Annotated in this window: 16 protein-coding genes; 8 read left to right on the top strand and 8 right to left on the bottom strand. The window is 45.8% G+C overall.

Going from position 1 to position 16,851, the window contains the following annotated elements:
* Positions 1 to 96: 96 nt before the first annotated feature.
* Positions 97 to 2,457 (bottom strand): Lon protease family protein, encoded by a 2,361-nt coding sequence (locus AACT21_RS13800; RefSeq protein ID WP_026027772.1) that lies wholly within the window; start codon positions 2,455 to 2,457, stop codon positions 97 to 99.
* Positions 2,458 to 2,666: 209 nt separating this feature from the next.
* Between AACT21_RS13800 and AACT21_RS13795 the strand changes: the two genes are divergently transcribed.
* The 5 genes from AACT21_RS13795 to AACT21_RS13775 all read left to right on the top strand — a co-directional run bounded on the left by AACT21_RS13795 (position 2,667) and on the right by AACT21_RS13775 (position 7,487).
* Positions 2,667 to 3,179, top strand: coding sequence for a hypothetical protein (locus tag AACT21_RS13795; protein WP_176430231.1), 513 nt, complete (start codon positions 2,667 to 2,669; stop codon positions 3,177 to 3,179).
* Positions 3,180 to 3,535: 356 nt separating this feature from the next.
* Positions 3,536 to 5,038, top strand: a complete 1,503-nt coding sequence (gene zwf / locus AACT21_RS13790; RefSeq protein ID WP_026027771.1) for a glucose-6-phosphate dehydrogenase — start codon at positions 3,536 to 3,538, stop codon at positions 5,036 to 5,038.
* Complete coding sequence (gene pgl, locus AACT21_RS13785) at positions 5,035 to 5,751, top strand: 6-phosphogluconolactonase (RefSeq protein ID WP_017046895.1); 717 nt, start codon at positions 5,035 to 5,037, stop codon at positions 5,749 to 5,751. Before zwf ends, pgl begins: the two co-directional genes overlap by 4 nt.
* Before the next feature lie 13 nt (positions 5,752 to 5,764).
* A complete protein-coding gene (gene gnd, locus AACT21_RS13780; RefSeq protein WP_017044907.1) occupies positions 5,765 to 7,213 on the top strand; it encodes a decarboxylating NADP(+)-dependent phosphogluconate dehydrogenase in 1,449 nt (482 codons plus the stop codon).
* 133 nt (positions 7,214 to 7,346) lie between these two features.
* The gene (locus tag AACT21_RS13775; protein ID WP_010320537.1) at positions 7,347 to 7,487 is read left to right on the top strand and encodes a hypothetical protein; all 141 of its coding nucleotides are present in this window, start codon (positions 7,347 to 7,349) and stop codon (positions 7,485 to 7,487) included.
* A 53-nt stretch (positions 7,488 to 7,540) separates the two neighbouring features.
* Here AACT21_RS13775 and AACT21_RS13770 read toward each other — a convergent pair whose 3' ends face one another.
* Entirely contained in the window at positions 7,541 to 8,443 is a 903-nt protein-coding gene (locus tag AACT21_RS13770) for a LysR family transcriptional regulator (protein WP_094124013.1), read from the bottom strand.
* Between the two features lie 110 nt (positions 8,444 to 8,553).
* Here AACT21_RS13770 and AACT21_RS13765 point away from each other — a divergent pair, with 110 nt between their 5' ends.
* Together AACT21_RS13765 and AACT21_RS13760 are read left to right on the top strand one after the other, a co-directional pair.
* Positions 8,554 to 9,417 carry an MBL fold metallo-hydrolase gene (locus tag AACT21_RS13765; protein WP_094164366.1) on the top strand — a complete coding sequence of 288 codons (864 nt, stop codon included), beginning with the start codon at positions 8,554 to 8,556 and terminating at the stop codon, positions 9,415 to 9,417.
* Positions 9,411 to 10,034 carry a DsbA family protein gene (locus AACT21_RS13760; RefSeq protein ID WP_017044909.1) on the top strand — a complete coding sequence of 208 codons (624 nt, stop codon included), beginning with the start codon at positions 9,411 to 9,413 and terminating at the stop codon, positions 10,032 to 10,034. The genes AACT21_RS13765 and AACT21_RS13760 overlap by 7 nt, the downstream gene beginning before the upstream one ends.
* A 45-nt stretch (positions 10,035 to 10,079) precedes the next feature.
* On the opposite strand, the gene AACT21_RS13755 is transcribed toward AACT21_RS13760, so the two are convergent.
* The 6 genes from AACT21_RS13755 to rbsD form a co-directional block, all read right to left on the bottom strand.
* The gene (locus AACT21_RS13755) at positions 10,080 to 11,087 is read right to left on the bottom strand and encodes a substrate-binding domain-containing protein (protein ID WP_013868172.1); all 1,008 of its coding nucleotides are present in this window, start codon (positions 11,085 to 11,087) and stop codon (positions 10,080 to 10,082) included.
* 16 nt (positions 11,088 to 11,103) lie between these two features.
* The gene (rbsK, locus tag AACT21_RS13750) at positions 11,104 to 12,024 is read right to left on the bottom strand and encodes a ribokinase (protein ID WP_026028869.1); all 921 of its coding nucleotides are present in this window, start codon (positions 12,022 to 12,024) and stop codon (positions 11,104 to 11,106) included.
* A gap of 177 nt (positions 12,025 to 12,201) precedes the next feature.
* A complete protein-coding gene (gene rbsB / locus AACT21_RS13745; RefSeq protein ID WP_010320543.1) occupies positions 12,202 to 13,080 on the bottom strand; it encodes a ribose ABC transporter substrate-binding protein RbsB in 879 nt (292 codons plus the stop codon).
* A gap of 73 nt (positions 13,081 to 13,153) precedes the next feature.
* Positions 13,154 to 14,122 (bottom strand): ribose ABC transporter permease, encoded by a 969-nt coding sequence (gene rbsC, locus AACT21_RS13740; RefSeq protein WP_010320544.1) that lies wholly within the window; start codon positions 14,120 to 14,122, stop codon positions 13,154 to 13,156.
* Positions 14,123 to 14,133: 11 nt separating this feature from the next.
* Positions 14,134 to 15,639: a ribose ABC transporter ATP-binding protein RbsA gene (rbsA, locus tag AACT21_RS13735; RefSeq protein WP_013868175.1), complete on the bottom strand. Its 1,506-nt coding sequence runs from the start codon at positions 15,637 to 15,639 to the stop codon at positions 14,134 to 14,136.
* A 20-nt stretch (positions 15,640 to 15,659) separates the two neighbouring features.
* Positions 15,660 to 16,079 (bottom strand): D-ribose pyranase, encoded by a 420-nt coding sequence (gene rbsD, locus AACT21_RS13730; RefSeq protein WP_013868176.1) that lies wholly within the window; start codon positions 16,077 to 16,079, stop codon positions 15,660 to 15,662.
* Between the two features lie 306 nt (positions 16,080 to 16,385).
* Between rbsD and AACT21_RS13725 the strand changes: the two genes are divergently transcribed.
* Positions 16,386 to 16,646: a DUF3012 domain-containing protein gene (locus tag AACT21_RS13725; RefSeq protein WP_013868177.1), complete on the top strand. Its 261-nt coding sequence runs from the start codon at positions 16,386 to 16,388 to the stop codon at positions 16,644 to 16,646.
* The last annotated feature ends 205 nt before the right edge of the window (positions 16,647 to 16,851 follow it).

The following is a 16,851-nucleotide window of genomic DNA, read 5'->3' as shown; positions in this document are numbered from 1 at the left end:
ATATAAGTTAAATTATGATGATTTATGAAGAAAAATGACCACTTGCTAGGTGGTCATTGAGGTGGTTAGTACTGAAGAACTTATTCTTCGATAAGGCTATTTTCTAAGCGCATTCAGTTTGGCTTGTGCTAAACCGAAGATGGTATCAACCGGGTAGCTGCCATCTTCTGTTGCTTCGCCTGCGGGTTTGCCAGTAAAGAGCTCAACCGCTTCAGTGACATGTTCAATAGCCCAGATATTGAACTCCCCTTTCTCGACCGCTTTAACAACGTCAGCGCGTAACATCAGATTGTGCATGTTTGAACGAGGAATGATGACACCTTGCTGGCTGGTGCGCCCTTTGATTGCACACACATCAAAGAAACCTTCAATTTTCTCATTCACACCGCCAATCGGCTGCGACTCACCAAATTGGTTCATCGAACCTGTGATCGCAATATCTTGGCGATTAGGCCGTTTAGAAAACGCAGACACAATCGCACAGAATTCGGCCATGCTGGCACTATCACCATCCACACCACCGTATGATTGCTCAAATGTGATGGTCGTGGTGAGTGGTACACGCGCCGTACGGCCAAATACCGAAGAGAGATACGCGGATAAAATCATCACACCTTTAGAGTGGATGCTGCCACCCAGATCGACACTGCGCTCGATATCGATAATGTCACCATCACCATAGGAAGTGGTGGCGGTAATACGGTTTGGCGCACCAAACATATGATCGCTGGTGCTCAATACCGATAGCGCATTCACCTGCCCGACCGCCATGCCTTGCGTTTGGATTAGCGTTGTACCGTTAACATACGACTCCATCACACTGTCTTGCAGGCGGCTCACTCGCATCTCTTGGTTGCTGAGCGCCTCTTCGACATGATTCTGGCGGATCATGTTTGAATTCGCCTGCTTCGCCACATAGTTAGATTCGCGTAACAAATTGGCAATATGCGCCGAATGAAGTGACAGTTTGCCTTGATCGCCCGTTGTACGTGAACTGTGTTCAATGATGCGTGCAATCGCTTTACGGTCGCAATGCAGCATATTGTTGTCGTGCACTATGCTCGAAATAAAACGCGCGTAATGTAGCTCGGTATCGGGCGTACGTTTCATCTCATCTTCAAAATCGGCCGTTACTCGGAACAATTCGCTAAATTCAGGATCGTAATGAGTCAGCAGCTGATAAGTGTGGTAATCACCAAATAGGATAATTTTCACATTTAGCGGGATAGGCTCTGGGTCAAGTGAAACCGTCCCTGTTAGCGTGACCTCTTTTTCCAAAGAGGTAAAACTCATTTGGCGTGAACGCAGCGCGCGCTTTAAACCGTCCCAAACATAGGGCTGTTCAAGCACTTTCACCGCATCCATCAACAGCACACCACCATTGGCTTTATGTAAACTACCCGCTCGAATCAACGAAAAATCGGTAAATACTGTGCCTTTAAAAGTCGCCGTTTCGATATAACCAAATAGAGAGTGGTAGTTCGGGTTCTCTTCTACCACGATCGGTAGCTTGTCTGAAGGCTGGCTGACCAGCACATTGACTTTGTAGCGACGCGGCAGACGCTTATCTAAAGAAGCTGTCGCAACTTCGCCTTGCTCACTGTCTTCATCTAAAAAAATGTCCGCATTATCGACGATGTCTTTTTGTAACTCCGTAAGATACGTTTTGATGTCTGGGTAGCCAGAATAATCTTGCTTAAGCTGCTTAATAAAGTGGGTAATAACGCCAAGCGTTACTTCATCATTGAGCTTTTTGATCTTCTCACTGTAGGAGTCTTCCCATTCTGTCAGTTGACGTACCATATTGCGTAGGCTGATTTCTAGCTCATCAATGGTATGGCTAAAGTGCTCTTGCTCTTTTTTAGACAAGGCGTCAAAGGACTCTTCGGTGTGCATCTCTTCACCGTTCATCGCAACAAATTGATAGTCGCCTTGAGTGGTGATGGTTAAGCTAATGCCTTTATCTTTGGCTTCTTTACTGATGCTATCCAATTCACTTTGCTGTTTTTGTGCCATCTGATTTTTCAGTTTATCGGCACGAGCAAAGTAAATCTCGTTATCAAAAGCTAACGGGATCGCATTGACCAACTTATTCATTAACTTTTCAATGTCTTGCTTGAGTTTAACCCCAATACCCGAAGGTAACTTCAGCACTTTTGGGGTTCGAATATCGCTGAAATTGGCCACATAACACCAATCAAACAACGCATCGACATCATGCTGATGGCGGTTTAAATAGCGCAAAATCATCGTACGTTTGCCCAACCCATTACGGCCAATAGCGTAGATGTTGTAACCCTTCTCTTTGATCGACATTGCAAATTCGACCGCTTTTTGCGCCCGTTCTTGCCCCACAATCTCATCAACTGGGTCTAACTCCTTAGTTGATTTACAAGGGAGTTTTTCTAACTGGGCAACGTGGTAGAGCTGCTCTGCATTCAATCGTTGAATCGCCATCACTCCGCTCCTTAGCTTTTGGATTCTTGTTGTAGTTTGACCTAAGTGTAGAAGCAATTCATTTATATTTTAGCGAGTTACACCTTATTCGCGTTTAACCGAACAAATAATAAACAATCACCACACTTAAAATCGCAAATAACAATTATTTGCATTTGATAATGAATTGCATTTAAATAAGTGAACGCCGTCATTCTGGAGAATTGAGTATGGACTTACAACAGTGCTGGACAAGCTATCTCAAGGCTGAACAACTATTAGCACAGGGGCATTGGCCACAAGCACACTGTTTGTTTGAAGATGTACTGCATCATATGCCAAGTCATATTCAATCAGCGCTAAACTGCGAACATACAAAATCTTGCCAGTTGGTGTGCTTGATCTCTGGGCTATGTGATGCTGCTGTTTCTCAATCTGAAATTTTCAACCACTTGGGCCAGCATAAACAAGCCTTTGATGTCTTAAATCAATCTTATGCTCTGCTGCAGTTTACTGCGATTGAGCCCAATGCCTTGGTTAACCGCCTTGCCAACGTACTCACCAAACAAAGCGATGACTTGCTCAAACATATGGGTGCTTTTTGTTCAGCGCAGCGCAGTGCGACTTGGATGTTGGAGTTCGAACACGTACAAAAAGCGCACCACTATTTCAACCAACTCAAACGTTATAACCAAGTACAGGCTCAAGTTCCGTCGTCAAACTGTCATTGTTCAACTCAATAATCACCATAGAGTTACCATTCCGGATAAGACTGACCACCTAGGATCATTCACAGCCGCTATAAGTAACGTGCTGTGGTCAGGGGATGAGACTTAGGCAGAACCTAACCTCTCACCCTGAAAATGTGTCGAGATGGCATGAGAATTTAATCGATTGCGTTATCAATAGTTGATGTATGTCAAATTGTCGTAGACAATACGCACCCGAGTCTAGGGGCGATCCCTAGACTGCGTTCTGCACTTTTGGAGGAGCGCATTGGTTTTAACTATCGACATTATAGTTAGAGCCTATTTTCTATTTTTGCATGACGCTGCTACCGTTGGCGCATGCTAAATACCTCGTTTTTAAGGGAAAGATGATGGTAATACCTGAAAACAGCAGTATTGTGATTTTTGGTGCTTCAGGCGACTTAACCTATCGCAAGCTTATACCTGCTCTGTATCACTTGTTCGCCAGTGATCAACTGCCGAAATCCTTTGCTATTCTGGGTGTCAGCCGAACCCAATACAGCGATGAGTCATACCGTGAAAAATTAAAGCGCTCTCTTCAGGAAATGGAAAAGACCGTCCCAGATATTCTCGACGCCTTTTGCGAGCACTTGCATTATCAAGCGATCAATACTTCAGATGTTGCAGAATACGCGCAGCTCGCCACGCGTCTTGACTCTTTGGCTGAGCAATACCAATTCACGCAACGCAACACTCTGTTCTATCTCGCGACGCCGCCGAGCCTTTATGGCGTCATCCCGGCCAATCTCGCAGCGCATGGATTAAATAGCGAAGCGCAAGGTTGGAAGCGTTTGATCATCGAAAAACCGTTTGGTTATGACCTCGCATCGGCTCAAAGCCTTGATATCGAAATTCATCGCCATTTCCAAGAACACCAGATCTACCGTATCGACCATTATTTAGGCAAAGAGACGGTACAAAACCTGTTGGTTTTCCGTTTTGCTAACGGGATGTTCGAACCTTTGTGGAACCGCAATTTCATTGACTATGTCGAAATTACAGGCGCAGAATTTTTGGGCGTCGAAGAACGCGGTGGCTATTACGACGGTTCTGGTGCGGTGCGTGATATGTTCCAAAACCATTTACTGCAAGTGTTAGCTATGGTTAGCATGGAACCACCAGCCGCCATTAATGCCGATTCAATTCGTAACGAAGTCAATAAAGTGCTGCAAAGCCTGCAACCGCTCTCTGATGATGACCTACGCCACAACCTCGTACTGGGGCAATATACGGAATCGGAAGTTCGTGGCCAGTTTTTACCCAGTTACCGTGATGAACATGGTGTGGCAGCAGATTCGCGCACTGAAACCTATGTCGGTTTGAAAATGTTTATCAATAACTGGCGCTGGAATGGTGTGCCATTTTATGTGCGTTCAGGTAAACGTTTACCAACGCGCGTCACCGAAGTGGTCATTCACTTTAAGCGTACGCCACACCCTGTTTTTGGACAAAATGCCCCTGAAAACAAGCTCATCATCCGCATTCAGCCCGATGAAGGCATTCAAATGAGCTTTGGTTTGAAGGAGCCGGGTGCGGGCTTTAAAGCCAAAGAAGTCTCTATGAACTTCCATTACACATCACTGGAAGAAACCAAGATGTTGACCGCTTATGAACGGCTCCTTTTGGATGCGCTCAACGGTGATGCAACTTTATTTGCGCGTACCGATGCCGTAGAAGCGTGTTGGAAGTTCGTGCAACCTATTTTGGATTTTAAACAAGACCCTCAATCGCTGTTTGGCTATGCCTGTGGCACGTGGGGACCAAAAGAGTCCGATTTGCTGCTACACAATGATGGCCGCGCGTGGCGCTTCCCGTGTAAAAACTTGACCGATACGGATTACTGCGAATTATGATCAATCATAAAATTTTTCAAACCCCAGAACAGGTGGTTGAAACGCTCGCCAATGAAATGCAACGCTATAGCGAGCAAGGTCAGCCAGTTCATATCTCCCTTTCCGGTGGCAGCACACCCAAAATGCTGTTCAAATTATTGGCCAGTGAACCTTATGCACAGGCGATTGCATGGCAAAACCTGCATTTTTGGTGGGGTGATGAACGCTGTGTTGCTCCTGACGATGCCGAAAGCAACTTTGGTGAAGCCAATACACTGCTGTTTAGCCAAGTGAACATTCCACCTCAAAATATTCACCGTATTCGCGGCGAAGATGATCCACAAACCGAAGCTAAGCGCTTTGCCGATGAGATGGCAAAAGTCATTCCATCCGTCAACGGTACTCCTGTTTTTGATTGGATTTTGCTCGGTGTTGGCGCAGATGGCCATACGGCATCCCTGTTCCCTAATGTGACCGACTACGAGGATGAGAATTTATCTTTAGTGGCAACGCATCCGGAATCAGGCCAACTTCGTGTCTCTAAAACAGCGAAAGTGTTGGAAGCTGCAAAACGCATTAGTTACCTCGTTCTTGGCGCAGGTAAAGCCGAGATCGTACACGAAATTCACACCACGAAAGCCGAGGATCTTCCTTATCCGGCTGCCAAAGTTAAATCAACAACTGGCGAAACAGAGTGGTTTTTAGATTCAGATGCCGCAACAAAGATTGCGTGAAGGAGAGAAATAAATGAAAGGTGATATCGGTGTAATCGGCCTAGCAGTGATGGGCCAAAACCTTATCCTAAATATGAACGACCACGGTTTTAAAGTGGTAGCTCACAACCGTACCGCGGCAAAAGTCGATGAGTTCCTAGCAGGTCCAGCGAAAGACACCAATATTGTTGGTGCTTATTCACTGCAAGAGTTAGTCGACAAACTGGCGACACCTCGCAAAGTGATGCTGATGGTGCGTGCGGGCCAAGTCGTGGATGATTTCATCGACCAACTGGTTCCGTTACTCGATAAAGGCGACATCATTATCGATGGCGGTAACACGAACTTCCCAGACACCAACCGCCGTGTTGCAGCACTGCGTGAAAAAGGTATTCACTTTATCGGTACAGGCGTTTCTGGCGGCGAAGAAGGGGCACGTTTTGGCCCATCTATCATGCCAGGTGGCGCACCTGAAGCTTGGGAAGCCGTGAAGCCAATTTTCCAAGGTATCTCAGCAAAAACCGAAGCTGGTGAGCCTTGCTGTGATTGGGTGGGTAACGACGGCGCGGGCCACTTCGTTAAAATGGTACACAACGGTATCGAATATGGCGATATGCAGCTAATTACCGAAGCTTATCAGTTTATGAAAGACGGCTTGGGTTTAAACCATGATGAAATGCAAAAAGTGTTTGCTGATTGGAACAAGACCGAGCTCGATAGTTACCTAGTGGAAATCACCGCTGATATCTTAGGCTACAAAGACGAAGATGGTGAAGCTCTGGTTGAGAAAATCCTCGATACTGCTGGCCAAAAAGGCACAGGTAAATGGACGGGCATTAACGCACTCGATATGGGTATTCCACTGACGCTCATCACTGAGTCAGTCTTCTCTCGTTGCCTCTCAGCATTGAAAGATCAGCGCGTTGCTGCCGAAGCGCTGTTTGGTAAGAGCAATATGCAGATCGAAGGTGATAAACAAGAGTGGGTTGACGCACTTCGTCAAGCGCTACTTGCGTCTAAGATCATCTCTTACGCACAAGGCTTTATGCTAATGCGCCAAGCGTCTAACGAGAATGGTTGGAATCTTAACTACGGTAACGTGGCATTGATGTGGCGTGGTGGTTGTATCATCCGCTCCGCATTCCTGAGCAACATTCGTGATGCGTTCGAAGCTAACCCAGAAATCGCCTTCTTAGGTTCAGATGCCTACTTCAAGGGCATTTTGGATAACTGCCTAGCGGCTTGGCGTAAAGTAGCGGCCAAATCAATGGAAGTCGGCATTCCAATGCCATGTATGACCTCCGCGCTCACTTTCTTAGATGGCTACACCACCGCTCGCTTACCGGCGAATTTACTGCAAGCACAACGTGATTACTTTGGTGCTCACACTTATGAGCGTACTGACCGTCCACGTGGTGAATTCTTCCACACAAACTGGACCGGTACAGGCGGAAATACGGCGTCTACCACTTACGACGTATAAAAAATTCGGCTTACGATGAAAAAAGGACTAGCTAAGCCCCTTCATCTACGCCTATAATTTGACCGTCATGGAGGATGTTAACTAGGTTAACATCCTCTATTTTTTTGTTTCCAAAACTACATGAGATCCAAAGATGACCATCAATAAGTTCTATGTATTTGTCCCACAGGCTGTGGAAGAAGACACTCATAGGGAAAATGAAGTTCAATCTGCTATGGAAGCTCAACGTCAGGCATTAGTGCAACAAGCGCAGAAACAAGGCGCAGTAGCATAATCCATAAGCAGAGTGTGGCAACACGCTCTGCTTATCACTCCTCTCTACCTCACCTATAGGCATATCGTTTGCCAATCATGATTCATGAAATACTCCTTTAAGTGATCAATCAAAGCTCTGACAGCGGGTGATAAATGACGCCGAGAAGGATATAAAGCGTAAATGTCCATTTTCTTCGGTTGCCAATGCGCTAACACCTGCTGTAAGTCCCCCCTTTCTAACGCACCCTTGGCTAGATAAGTCGGCTGTAAAGCAACGCCCATCCCGTGGATAGCCGCATGTAACAAAGTGGTGGCTTCATTCGCAGTTAGCTGGCATGGCACCTCCACCGATTGATGCTTATCATCTTGTTTTAAATGCCAAATATGTCGCTCAAAGTTTTTGTATCCAAGACAACGATGCTGTGAGAGATCGCTTGGTGTGAGTATTGGCTCACAGCGCATGAGATACTCAGGAGAGGCAACCAATACAGAATCACATTGGGCGATAGGGCGCCCGATTAAAGAAGGATCGGGATCGGCTGCAATACGGATCGCTAAATCAATTCGCTCTGCAATCAAATCTGCGGTTTTATCCTGTACATCAATATCAATTTCGATATTTGGATGCGTATTCAAAAAAGGTTTAACGGCCGGGATCAGTTGAGAAAAGCCAAACGACATACTGGTCGCAATCCGGATTTTTCCAGATAACGACTGTTGATCCATCAACTGATGTTCTAATTGCTGCGCTTGCTCGACCCATAATTTTATCGCGTCTAGGCATTGAACTCCTGCTGATGTGAGCGATACTTTTCGTGTGGTTCGGTTCAATAACCGAGCTTGTAACCAAGTTTCCATGGTTTCAACATGCCGAGTCACCATAGGACGAGAAATATCCAGCCGTTCCGCTGTCGCCGTAAAACTTTGGGTAATCGCTATATCTAAAAAGACCTGAGCTGCTGTGAGTTTGTCCATGATTAGTTCTAATTAAGAAACAATGATGTCAATTATTAGCTATATATCCGAACAAGTCTAATTCGTATGATAGCTCCCGAACCGATAACATACTCTTTGGATAAATAATCATGAAAACACTGACTCTACTTACAGCAACCACACTCATCAGCAGCACCGCGTTTGCAGCACAACAACCTTTGACACTTGACGTCTACAATGCAGATGGCAATAGCTTCCATGTCAACTCCACTTTGGTTTATGGCGAAACAGAAGCGATGGTGGTTGACACTGGCTTTACTAAAGCCGACGCACTCCGTATTGCAGCAAAAGTACTCGACTCTGGCAAAAACTTAACCACGATTTTTATTAGCCAAGCTGACCCTGATTACTACTTTGGCGCTGAAGTACTGCATGACATGTTTCCACAAGCGAAAGTGCTGACGACTCCTGGCGTACGTGCAACGATTGCAGAAAAACTCGAAGGTAAACTGGCATTTTGGGCTCCCAAAATGGGGGAAAATGCCCCTGTAAAACCAATACTACCAACGGCTTATAATGGCAAAACCTTAACCATTGATGGGCAAACTATTGAAATTCGCGATGCGGATGGAGAATTAGCGCATCGTCCTTATTTATGGATACCAGCCAATAAAGCGATTTTAGGTAACGTCGCGGTATACGGAAATGTTCATTTATGGATGGCTGATGCACAAAGTGATGCGAGCCGCCAAGCTTGGGCGCAACAACTTGATCAAATGAAAGCACTCAAACCAAACGTAGTGATCCCGGGGCATATGACTTCTGGAACAGCGCTTGATGCTTCTTCAATTGAATTTGCACAACAATATCTTATGGATTTTGCTAAAGCCAAAGCAAACAGCAAAGACAGCGCTCAGTTAATTCAAACCATGCAAAACCTTTACCCTAATGCTGGCCTACCAATGGCTTTAGAAATTGGTGCCAAAGTTCACATGGGTGAGATGAAATGGTAAACGTCCACTATATTTTCGACCCAATGTGTGGCTGGTGTTACGGAGCAACCTCTCTGATTCAGCAGTTGAATGAAATGAGCGGAGTAAAACTGCATCTTCATCCGGGTGGAATGATCGAGCGATCGCCTCTTTCAGATGGTTTTCGCCAACATGTACTGCAAGCTGATCAGCGCATTGCTCAGCAAACAGGAGCCGTATTTGGGGAAGGTTACATCACCAAAATCAAAAGTGGCGAAACCGTGATATTGGACTCATACGTTACTGCTCAAGCCATTATTGCAGCGCAATTACTCGGTGTATCGCCAAGTGTTATGCTCAAAAGCATTCAACAAGCGCACTACCAGCAAGGTTTGCCTGTGGCCGATACTGACACATTGGCACTGTTAGCCCAATCGCTTGACCTAGAGCCAAATCAATGGGAACAAGCGATGGAGCAAGCCAAAGCTCAGTTACCAGAGCAGTTAGAGCAGACGCAAAGCTTAATGGCGCAATATCAGCTTTCTGGTTTTCCCTCGATTGTGTATGAAGCAGAGGGGCAATGGCGAACCGTATCTGTTAGCCATTTCTATAATCGACCGCAGCAATGGGCTGATTTCTGGAAAAATATGACTCAGTAATTAGTGCCTCATCCCTCTCTTTAGAAAAGAGAGGGATTTTTCCATCTACTTGTTCATCATTTTGATGCTTTTACGCACCACTAAAGTCGGCTCTAATTGGACAATTTGCGGTTCGAGCGCTTCGTTTTCTAAACGGGCAAGTAAGGTGTCAACTGCCGCTTTACCTAAACGATATTTGGGTTGATGAATAGTGGTTAGAGCTGGCGACATAAAACGGGCGATGTGAATATCGTCATACCCCATCAGCGAAAGATCTTCAGGAATGCGGATCCCTTTTTCATTAGCTGCATTAATCACCCCCATTGCCATCATGTCATTAGAGACAAAAATCGCACTCGGTAATGGTCCTTTGGCTAACATTTTATTGAACGCTTCGTAGCCACCTTCACATTCAAAATCGGATTCCACAATCCAATTGGGATAAATGTCCAAACCTGCTTCCAAGACAGCGCGCTTATAGCCTTCATAACGCATTTGAGCTTGATGTCGAATCAATGGCCCGGTAATGCAACCGATTTCTTTATGACCGCACTCAATCAAATAGTTCGCCGCAATATAACCACCACGTAAAGAGTTATCTTGTATTTTATCGCTAGGAAAGAGCATTGGGCCCCAATCCATCACCACGACAGGGATATCTGGGTAGCGTTCAAAAACGTCAATCCGCTCGCCTTCTAAGGTGGAGCACATCAAAAGTAAGCCATCAACGCGCTTTTGCAGCAGTGTGTTGATAGAGGCTTGCATCCGCTGGCTATCCCCTTCGGTATTACACAAAATAAGGTTATAACCTTTGTGGTAGCAACTGCGCTCTACCCCTTTGACCACTTCGCCAAAAAAGGGGTTAGTCGAAGTGGTCACTAACATACCAATGGTGCGCGTTCGGTTCATTTTGAGACTGCGAGCCAATGCTGACGGGGCATAGTTCAGATCTTGCGCGGCTTTATTGACACGCTCAGCGATTTCATCGCTCACATAGCGAGATTTATTAATGACATGGCTGACGGTAGACGTGGATACGCCGGCTAATCTTGCAATATCTTTCATTGTCGCCATGTCTGTTTTTCCTATTCTATTGATGCTGAGCGAGAAACGCGTCCACTTCTACTCGGGTGGGTATTGAGGTTTGCGCGCCAAAACGGGTAACAGAAATGGCTGCCGCAGCATGCGCAAATTTAATGGCTGATTCTAAAGGCATATCTTCCAACAAACCCGTTACTAAAGCACCGTTAAACGTATCACCTGCCGCGGTGGTGTCTGTCACATCGACTTTAAAACCAGCAATCAGTTGACCACGCCCATTTTGGCTTAGCCAAACGCCTTTTGCACCTAAGGTGATCAAGACGATTTCAATCCCTTTTTTATGCAGTTCATTGGCCGCTAATTGCGCCGAGTGATCATCATCAACCGTGATCCCCGTTAAGCGCTGCGCTTCCGTTTCGTTTGGTGTGATCACATCGACACATTCTAGCAGAGTATCAGGCAGATCTCGGGCAGGCGCTGGGTTTAAAATCACATTGGTACGATTTTGTTTGGCGATTTGCGCAGCTTTAATAATGCCATCGATTGGCGTCTCTAATTGCATCAATAAATATTTGGCCGCACCAATGGCGGCTAAATCCGGTTCAATGGCATCAGCCGTCAGCTTGTCATTCGCCTCTGCCGAAATACAGATGCTGTTTTCTCCGCTGTCCGAGACTTGGATCATCGCAATGCCCGTCGGACAATTGGGCTGCATTTTAACTCCCGCAATGTTGATACCATCGAGCTTAAAATTCTCACGAATATTGATACCGAATGCGTCGTCACCCACGCAGGCAATAAAACCGATGTCAGCTTTTAATCGCGCGGCCGCTACAGCTTGGTTGGCCCCTTTACCACCGGGAATAACTTGATAATGACGACCATGCAGCGTCTCGCCCGGGCGAGGAAATGAAGGCACTTGCAAAACATGGTCAGCGTTAACACTACCTAATACCACTAACTGATTCATAATTTGTCCTTTGTTCATGAGTGAACATGTTTGAAATAGAGCTGGAGAGGTTTGGCTTTTGTGGCTTCACCTGAAAAAACAAACCTATCGAGCCTGATTACTGGTTATTAATGGCTGAGGGGTTATAGAGAAGAGGTAGCTCTCTACGAGCCAGTAAAGAGCTACCTACAGCAAAGATTATTTGCTGATGATTTTTAGAGGAACCGGAATGTACTCATCCACTTGTTCGCCTTTTAGCATTTTATCGGCCGTTTCAATGCCAAGTGCACCGATCATGTCTGGTTGCTGAGCAACAGTCGCAGCAAGTTGGCCGCGTTCTACCGCCGCGATACCATCGTCGGTACCATCAAAACCGATGATCATCACCTCTTTACCTGATGCTTGAACGGCGCGAAGTGCACCCAATGCCATTTCATCATTTTGGGCAAATACGGCTTGAACATCTGGGTTTGCCGCTAGCAGATTTTCCATTACATTCAAACCTTTAGTACGGTCAAAATCAGCAGGCTGGCTAGCAAGCAGTTCCATTTCACTGCCTTTCACCGCGTTCATGAAACCTTCTCCACGCTCACGAGCGGCCGATGTGCCGGCAATCCCTTCCAGTTGAATGACTTTGGCTTTTGCACCGATTTTTTCGACGATAAAGTGACCGGCCATTTCACCACCGACTACGTTATCAGAAGCGATGTGGCTCACAACATCACCACGGCTTGCACCGCGATCCAGTGTCAACACTGGCACTTTAGCGCGGTTGGCCATACGAATGGCGTTAGAGACGGCATCAGAATCGGTTGGGTTGATCAAAATCGCTTTAACGCCACGAACGGTTAAGTCTTCTACGTTTGATAGCTCTTTGCTTGGATCATTTTGTGAATCCAAGACGATCAGGTTGTAGCCTAGCTCTTTTGCTTTCGCTTCTGCGCCATCTTTCATGGTGACAAAAAATGGGTTGTTCAGAGTGGATAGTACAATCGCCATGGTGTCTTGCGCATGCGCAGCCACAGAGACAGTGGTGGAAAGTAGAGCAGCAGAGATTAAAGTTGCAAGTTTTTTCATCTTTATAGTCCTTTTTGTAGGGGTCGTTTTAAAGCTAATATGGCTCGCTTTAAAACGGAGGTTTTCTATCGTGTTACTTATTTTTGTTATCCACGAGTACCGCGAGCAAAATAACCACGGCTTTCGCAATCATTTGGTAGTAAGAAGAGACATCAAGCAGGTTCAGCGCGTTATTAAGAAAGCCGATGATCAGCGCCCCAATTAACGTGCCCATAATGCGTCCTTTACCACCCATCAAGCTGGTACCACCAAGTACGACGGCAGCGATGGCATCCAGTTCATAACCCATACCAGCAGTCGGTTGCGCAGAAGAGAGGCGAGACGTGACGATGATGCCAGCCAGCGCAGCCAATAGACCACAGATGGCGTACACACCAATTTTCACGCGATCCACATTAATACCTGACAATCGAGTCGCAGACTCATTGCCACCTAGCGCGTAAACATAGCGGCCAAAACGTGTATGGTTAAGTAAGTACCAAACCGCAGCAAAGACCACCACCATCATCCACACCGGAACGGGAATACCCAATGCGTAACCTGTACCAAACCAAGCAAAAGCATCTGCAGTATCGGTAAAACCTGTCGAAATTGGACGCCCATCGGTATAAACCATGGTCACACCACGCAGTAAGGTCATAGTGACTAAGGTGGCAATAAACGCCTGCACTTTACCTTTGGCGATAATGATGCCGCTAATCGCACCCAGTGCCGCGCCAGCAAGTAACGCTGTAGGGACTGCGATAATGACAGGAATCTCAAGACCAATCATGGTTGCAGCAAAAGCGCCGCACAACGCCAGTACCGAGCCAACACTCAAATCGATACCTGCCGTTAGAATAACCAAGGTCATCCCCACCGCGATAATGGCGTTGACTGAGGTTTGGCGCAAAATGTTCAGTATGTTGTCAACCGTGAAGAAATTGGGGTTTAAAAAAGAGACAACGACCACTAAAAAAAGCAAAGCAATCAGTGATTTTTGCTCAATGAGCCACTCTTTACTGATCCATTTTCTGCGGTTAGTTTGGGTTGAATTACTCATGCTGTTACTGCTCATGCTGCTTCCTCATTGATCTTTTTGCCTACCGCACAGGCGAGTAGAATCTCTTGGTTGGCTTGTTTGGCACTGAATTCGCCGCTGATTCGACCTTCATGCATCACCAAAATTCGGTCACTCATCCCTAGCACTTCTGGCATCTCTGACGAAACCAAAATAATACTCATCCCTTCGGCTTTAAATTGGTTAATCAATTGGTAAATCTCTTTTTTGGCTCCCACGTCAACCCCGCGTGTGGGTTCATCCAAAATCAAGACTTTGGGACGTGTCATCAACCCTTTCGCAATCGCTACTTTTTGCTGATTGCCACCGGATAAATTGCCAATGATTTGATCACGAGATGGCGTTTTGATGTTGAATAGGCGAATGAAATCTTCCACTGCGATGACTTCATCACTGTGTTGAATCTGTACGCCTTTGCTAAATTTATTCAACGCACACAGTGACATGTTCTCTTTCACCGACAGGCCAAGAACCAAACCGTCCCCTTTGCGATCTTCTGAAATATACGCGATACCGTTTGCAAGGCCATCTTGTGGGCTGACTGGGTTGATGGTTTTGTTCTCAAGGTTAATCACGCCTCGCTCACTGGGCAGCGCGCCGTAAATCACTTTCATTAATTCAGTGCGCCCTGCGCCCATCAAACCCGAGACACCGAGGATTTCACCTCGTTTGAGCGTAAAATTAATGTCATGCACACCTGAACCCGTGAGGCCTATCACTTCAAGGCAAGTGTCGCCGTGCTTTACCTCAATACGTGGGTACTGCTCTTCTAATTTCCGGCCGACCATCATCTCAATCAGGCCATCTTCATTGGTGTCAGACACTTTGCACTGGCCAATGAATTTGCCATCACGTAACACAGTAATGTCGTCACAAATTTCAAAAATTTCTTTCAACCGATGTGAGATATAAACAATGCCGCAACCTTGTTCACGCAGCTCGTTAATCACATTAAATAACGATTCAGTTTCGGTATCCGTCAGCGCATCCGTCGGCTCATCCATGATGATCACTTTCGACTCAAATGAGAGCGCTTTTGCAATCTCAACCATCTGTTGCTCACCAAGGCTTAAGTCACCCAACAAGGTCTTGGAGCTGTGTTTAACATTTAAGCGAGCCAGTAGTTTGTCGGCTGCTTGGTACATTTCATTCCATAAAATTCGCCCCATCGCACCGGTTATCTCTCTACCCAGAAAAATGTTTTCAGCAATGGTTAATTCCGGAATCAAATTCAACTCTTGGTGAATAATGCTGATGCCCGCTTGTTGTGAATCTCGTGGGCCTTTAAAGGCGGCTGGTTTTCCTTGGTAAGTGATAGAACCCGCATCCAATGAATAGATACCCGTCAACACTTTCATTAAGGTTGATTTACCCGCGCCGTTTTCGCCCATCAACGCCATCACGCGGCCGGGGTAAACATTGAGGCTAGCTTTATCGAGCGCTTTCACGCCGGGGAACGCTTTTTCAATCTCACTGAGCGCTAAAATTGCTTGAGTCATAGTGGATCCTCAATCGCGGCTTAAAATACGACGCCTGCTTGAAAAATAACATTCGCATACGGCGTGCATTCGCCTGTTCTTACCACGGCGCGGCTGCGCATAGTGCGCTCTTTAAAATCTTGATGAGAGAGGTAAGTGACAGCAATCGCTTTCTCGCATAACTCCTCTTCCGCTTTCAGCTCAGCAAGCAGTGCTTTGTGATGCTCAGGGCTTACTTGTGCAAACTCTTCAGCAATGATCACACCTTCAATTTGAGATTCAGAAAGAATCACGCGGACCGTGTCAATAAAACCGGGAATACCGTGAGTTAATGCTAAATCAATACGCTGCACTTCATCGGGAATGGGCAAACCTGCATCACAAATTGTGATTTCGTCGGTATGCCCTAAAGTAGCCACCAAGTAAGAGAGTTCCGAGTTTAATAGGGTACTTTTTTTCATTGTTATACCTTCACGTTAGGCTTTATGTTTCGCTTTTTGACACCTTTCTATCACTCTTGAATCGTTCAAGAAAATCTCATCGAAACGTTTCGATGAATCCTAGCGTAGCAAAAATAATTTGCACGATGCGAAAATAGGTAATGTGATTTTGATCGTTGATTAGTGAGCTGAGGAGTAAAAAAGAGTGAGGACCATCACTGAGTGATTTGTCATTAGATGCCCATTTTTAGCATAGGATTAACACTGAGACCGTGATTTTCGGTATAGTCACTCCGAACAAAAATCGCATCCATTTGGAACTCAAACATGAAAAAAATAGCCTTGGTATTGTTTACTGCATTTTCACTCGCCGCCTGCTCAGAAGTGGGCAGCGAAGCATGGTGTCAAGATATGAAAGAGAAACCAAAAGGCGAATGGAACGCCGGGCAGGCGGTGGATTATGCAAAGCACTGTGTCTTCCAATCACAAATTGGCAGCGACGCATGGTGTGAAGATATGAAAGACAAGCCAAAAGGTGATTGGACAGCGAATGAGGCTGGTTCTTACGCTAAATATTGTGTGCTGTAAGAAGGGAGTCCCCAGAGCTAGGTTGGCTCTGGGAGATTGCAAATAAAAACATGATGTTCTACAAAAATCTATTTAGCGAAATCTTCACATACATCACTAACCATTTTTATTGCTACGTATTCATTAGCATACTTACGTATAATCATCGGAGTTTGAGTATCATAACTGCCCCACTTTGCTTTATCTATAAAACAAATATGTATTC

Source organism: Vibrio sp. V08_P9A1T1, from assembly GCF_963874405.1.
In the GTDB taxonomy this organism is placed as follows: domain Bacteria; phylum Pseudomonadota; class Gammaproteobacteria; order Enterobacterales; family Vibrionaceae; genus Vibrio; species Vibrio anguillarum.
This window is presented reverse-complemented; position numbering and strand designations above follow the sequence as displayed.

Bases quoted from the DNA above. Each gene is read 5' to 3' on its own strand.
- AACT21_RS13760 (WP_017044909.1), top strand. From the start codon at position 9,411: ATGGTAAACGTCCACTATATTTTCGACCCAATGTGTGGCTGGTGTTAC.
- pgl (WP_017046895.1), top strand. From the start codon at position 5,035: ATGATCAATCATAAAATTTTTCAAACCCCAGAACAGGTGGTTGAAACG.
- rbsA (WP_013868175.1), bottom strand. From the start codon at position 15,639: ATGACTCAAGCAATTTTAGCGCTCAGTGAGATTGAAAAAGCGTTCCCC.
- rbsD (WP_013868176.1), bottom strand. From the start codon at position 16,079: ATGAAAAAAAGTACCCTATTAAACTCGGAACTCTCTTACTTGGTGGCT.
- zwf (WP_026027771.1), top strand. From the start codon at position 3,536: ATGGTAATACCTGAAAACAGCAGTATTGTGATTTTTGGTGCTTCAGGC.
- AACT21_RS13800 (WP_026027772.1), bottom strand. From the start codon at position 2,457: ATGGCGATTCAACGATTGAATGCAGAGCAGCTCTACCACGTTGCCCAG.
- AACT21_RS13770 (WP_094124013.1), bottom strand. From the start codon at position 8,443: ATGGACAAACTCACAGCAGCTCAGGTCTTTTTAGATATAGCGATTACC.
- AACT21_RS13725 (WP_013868177.1), top strand. From the start codon at position 16,386: ATGAAAAAAATAGCCTTGGTATTGTTTACTGCATTTTCACTCGCCGCC.
- AACT21_RS13795 (WP_176430231.1), top strand. From the start codon at position 2,667: ATGGACTTACAACAGTGCTGGACAAGCTATCTCAAGGCTGAACAACTA.
- gnd (WP_017044907.1), top strand. From the start codon at position 5,765: ATGAAAGGTGATATCGGTGTAATCGGCCTAGCAGTGATGGGCCAAAAC.
- rbsB (WP_010320543.1), bottom strand. From the start codon at position 13,080: ATGAAAAAACTTGCAACTTTAATCTCTGCTGCTCTACTTTCCACCACT.
- AACT21_RS13755 (WP_013868172.1), bottom strand. From the start codon at position 11,087: ATGGCGACAATGAAAGATATTGCAAGATTAGCCGGCGTATCCACGTCT.
- rbsC (WP_010320544.1), bottom strand. From the start codon at position 14,122: ATGAGTAATTCAACCCAAACTAACCGCAGAAAATGGATCAGTAAAGAG.
- AACT21_RS13765 (WP_094164366.1), top strand. From the start codon at position 8,554: ATGAAAACACTGACTCTACTTACAGCAACCACACTCATCAGCAGCACC.
- AACT21_RS13775 (WP_010320537.1), top strand. From the start codon at position 7,347: ATGACCATCAATAAGTTCTATGTATTTGTCCCACAGGCTGTGGAAGAA.
- rbsK (WP_026028869.1), bottom strand. From the start codon at position 12,024: ATGAATCAGTTAGTGGTATTAGGTAGTGTTAACGCTGACCATGTTTTG.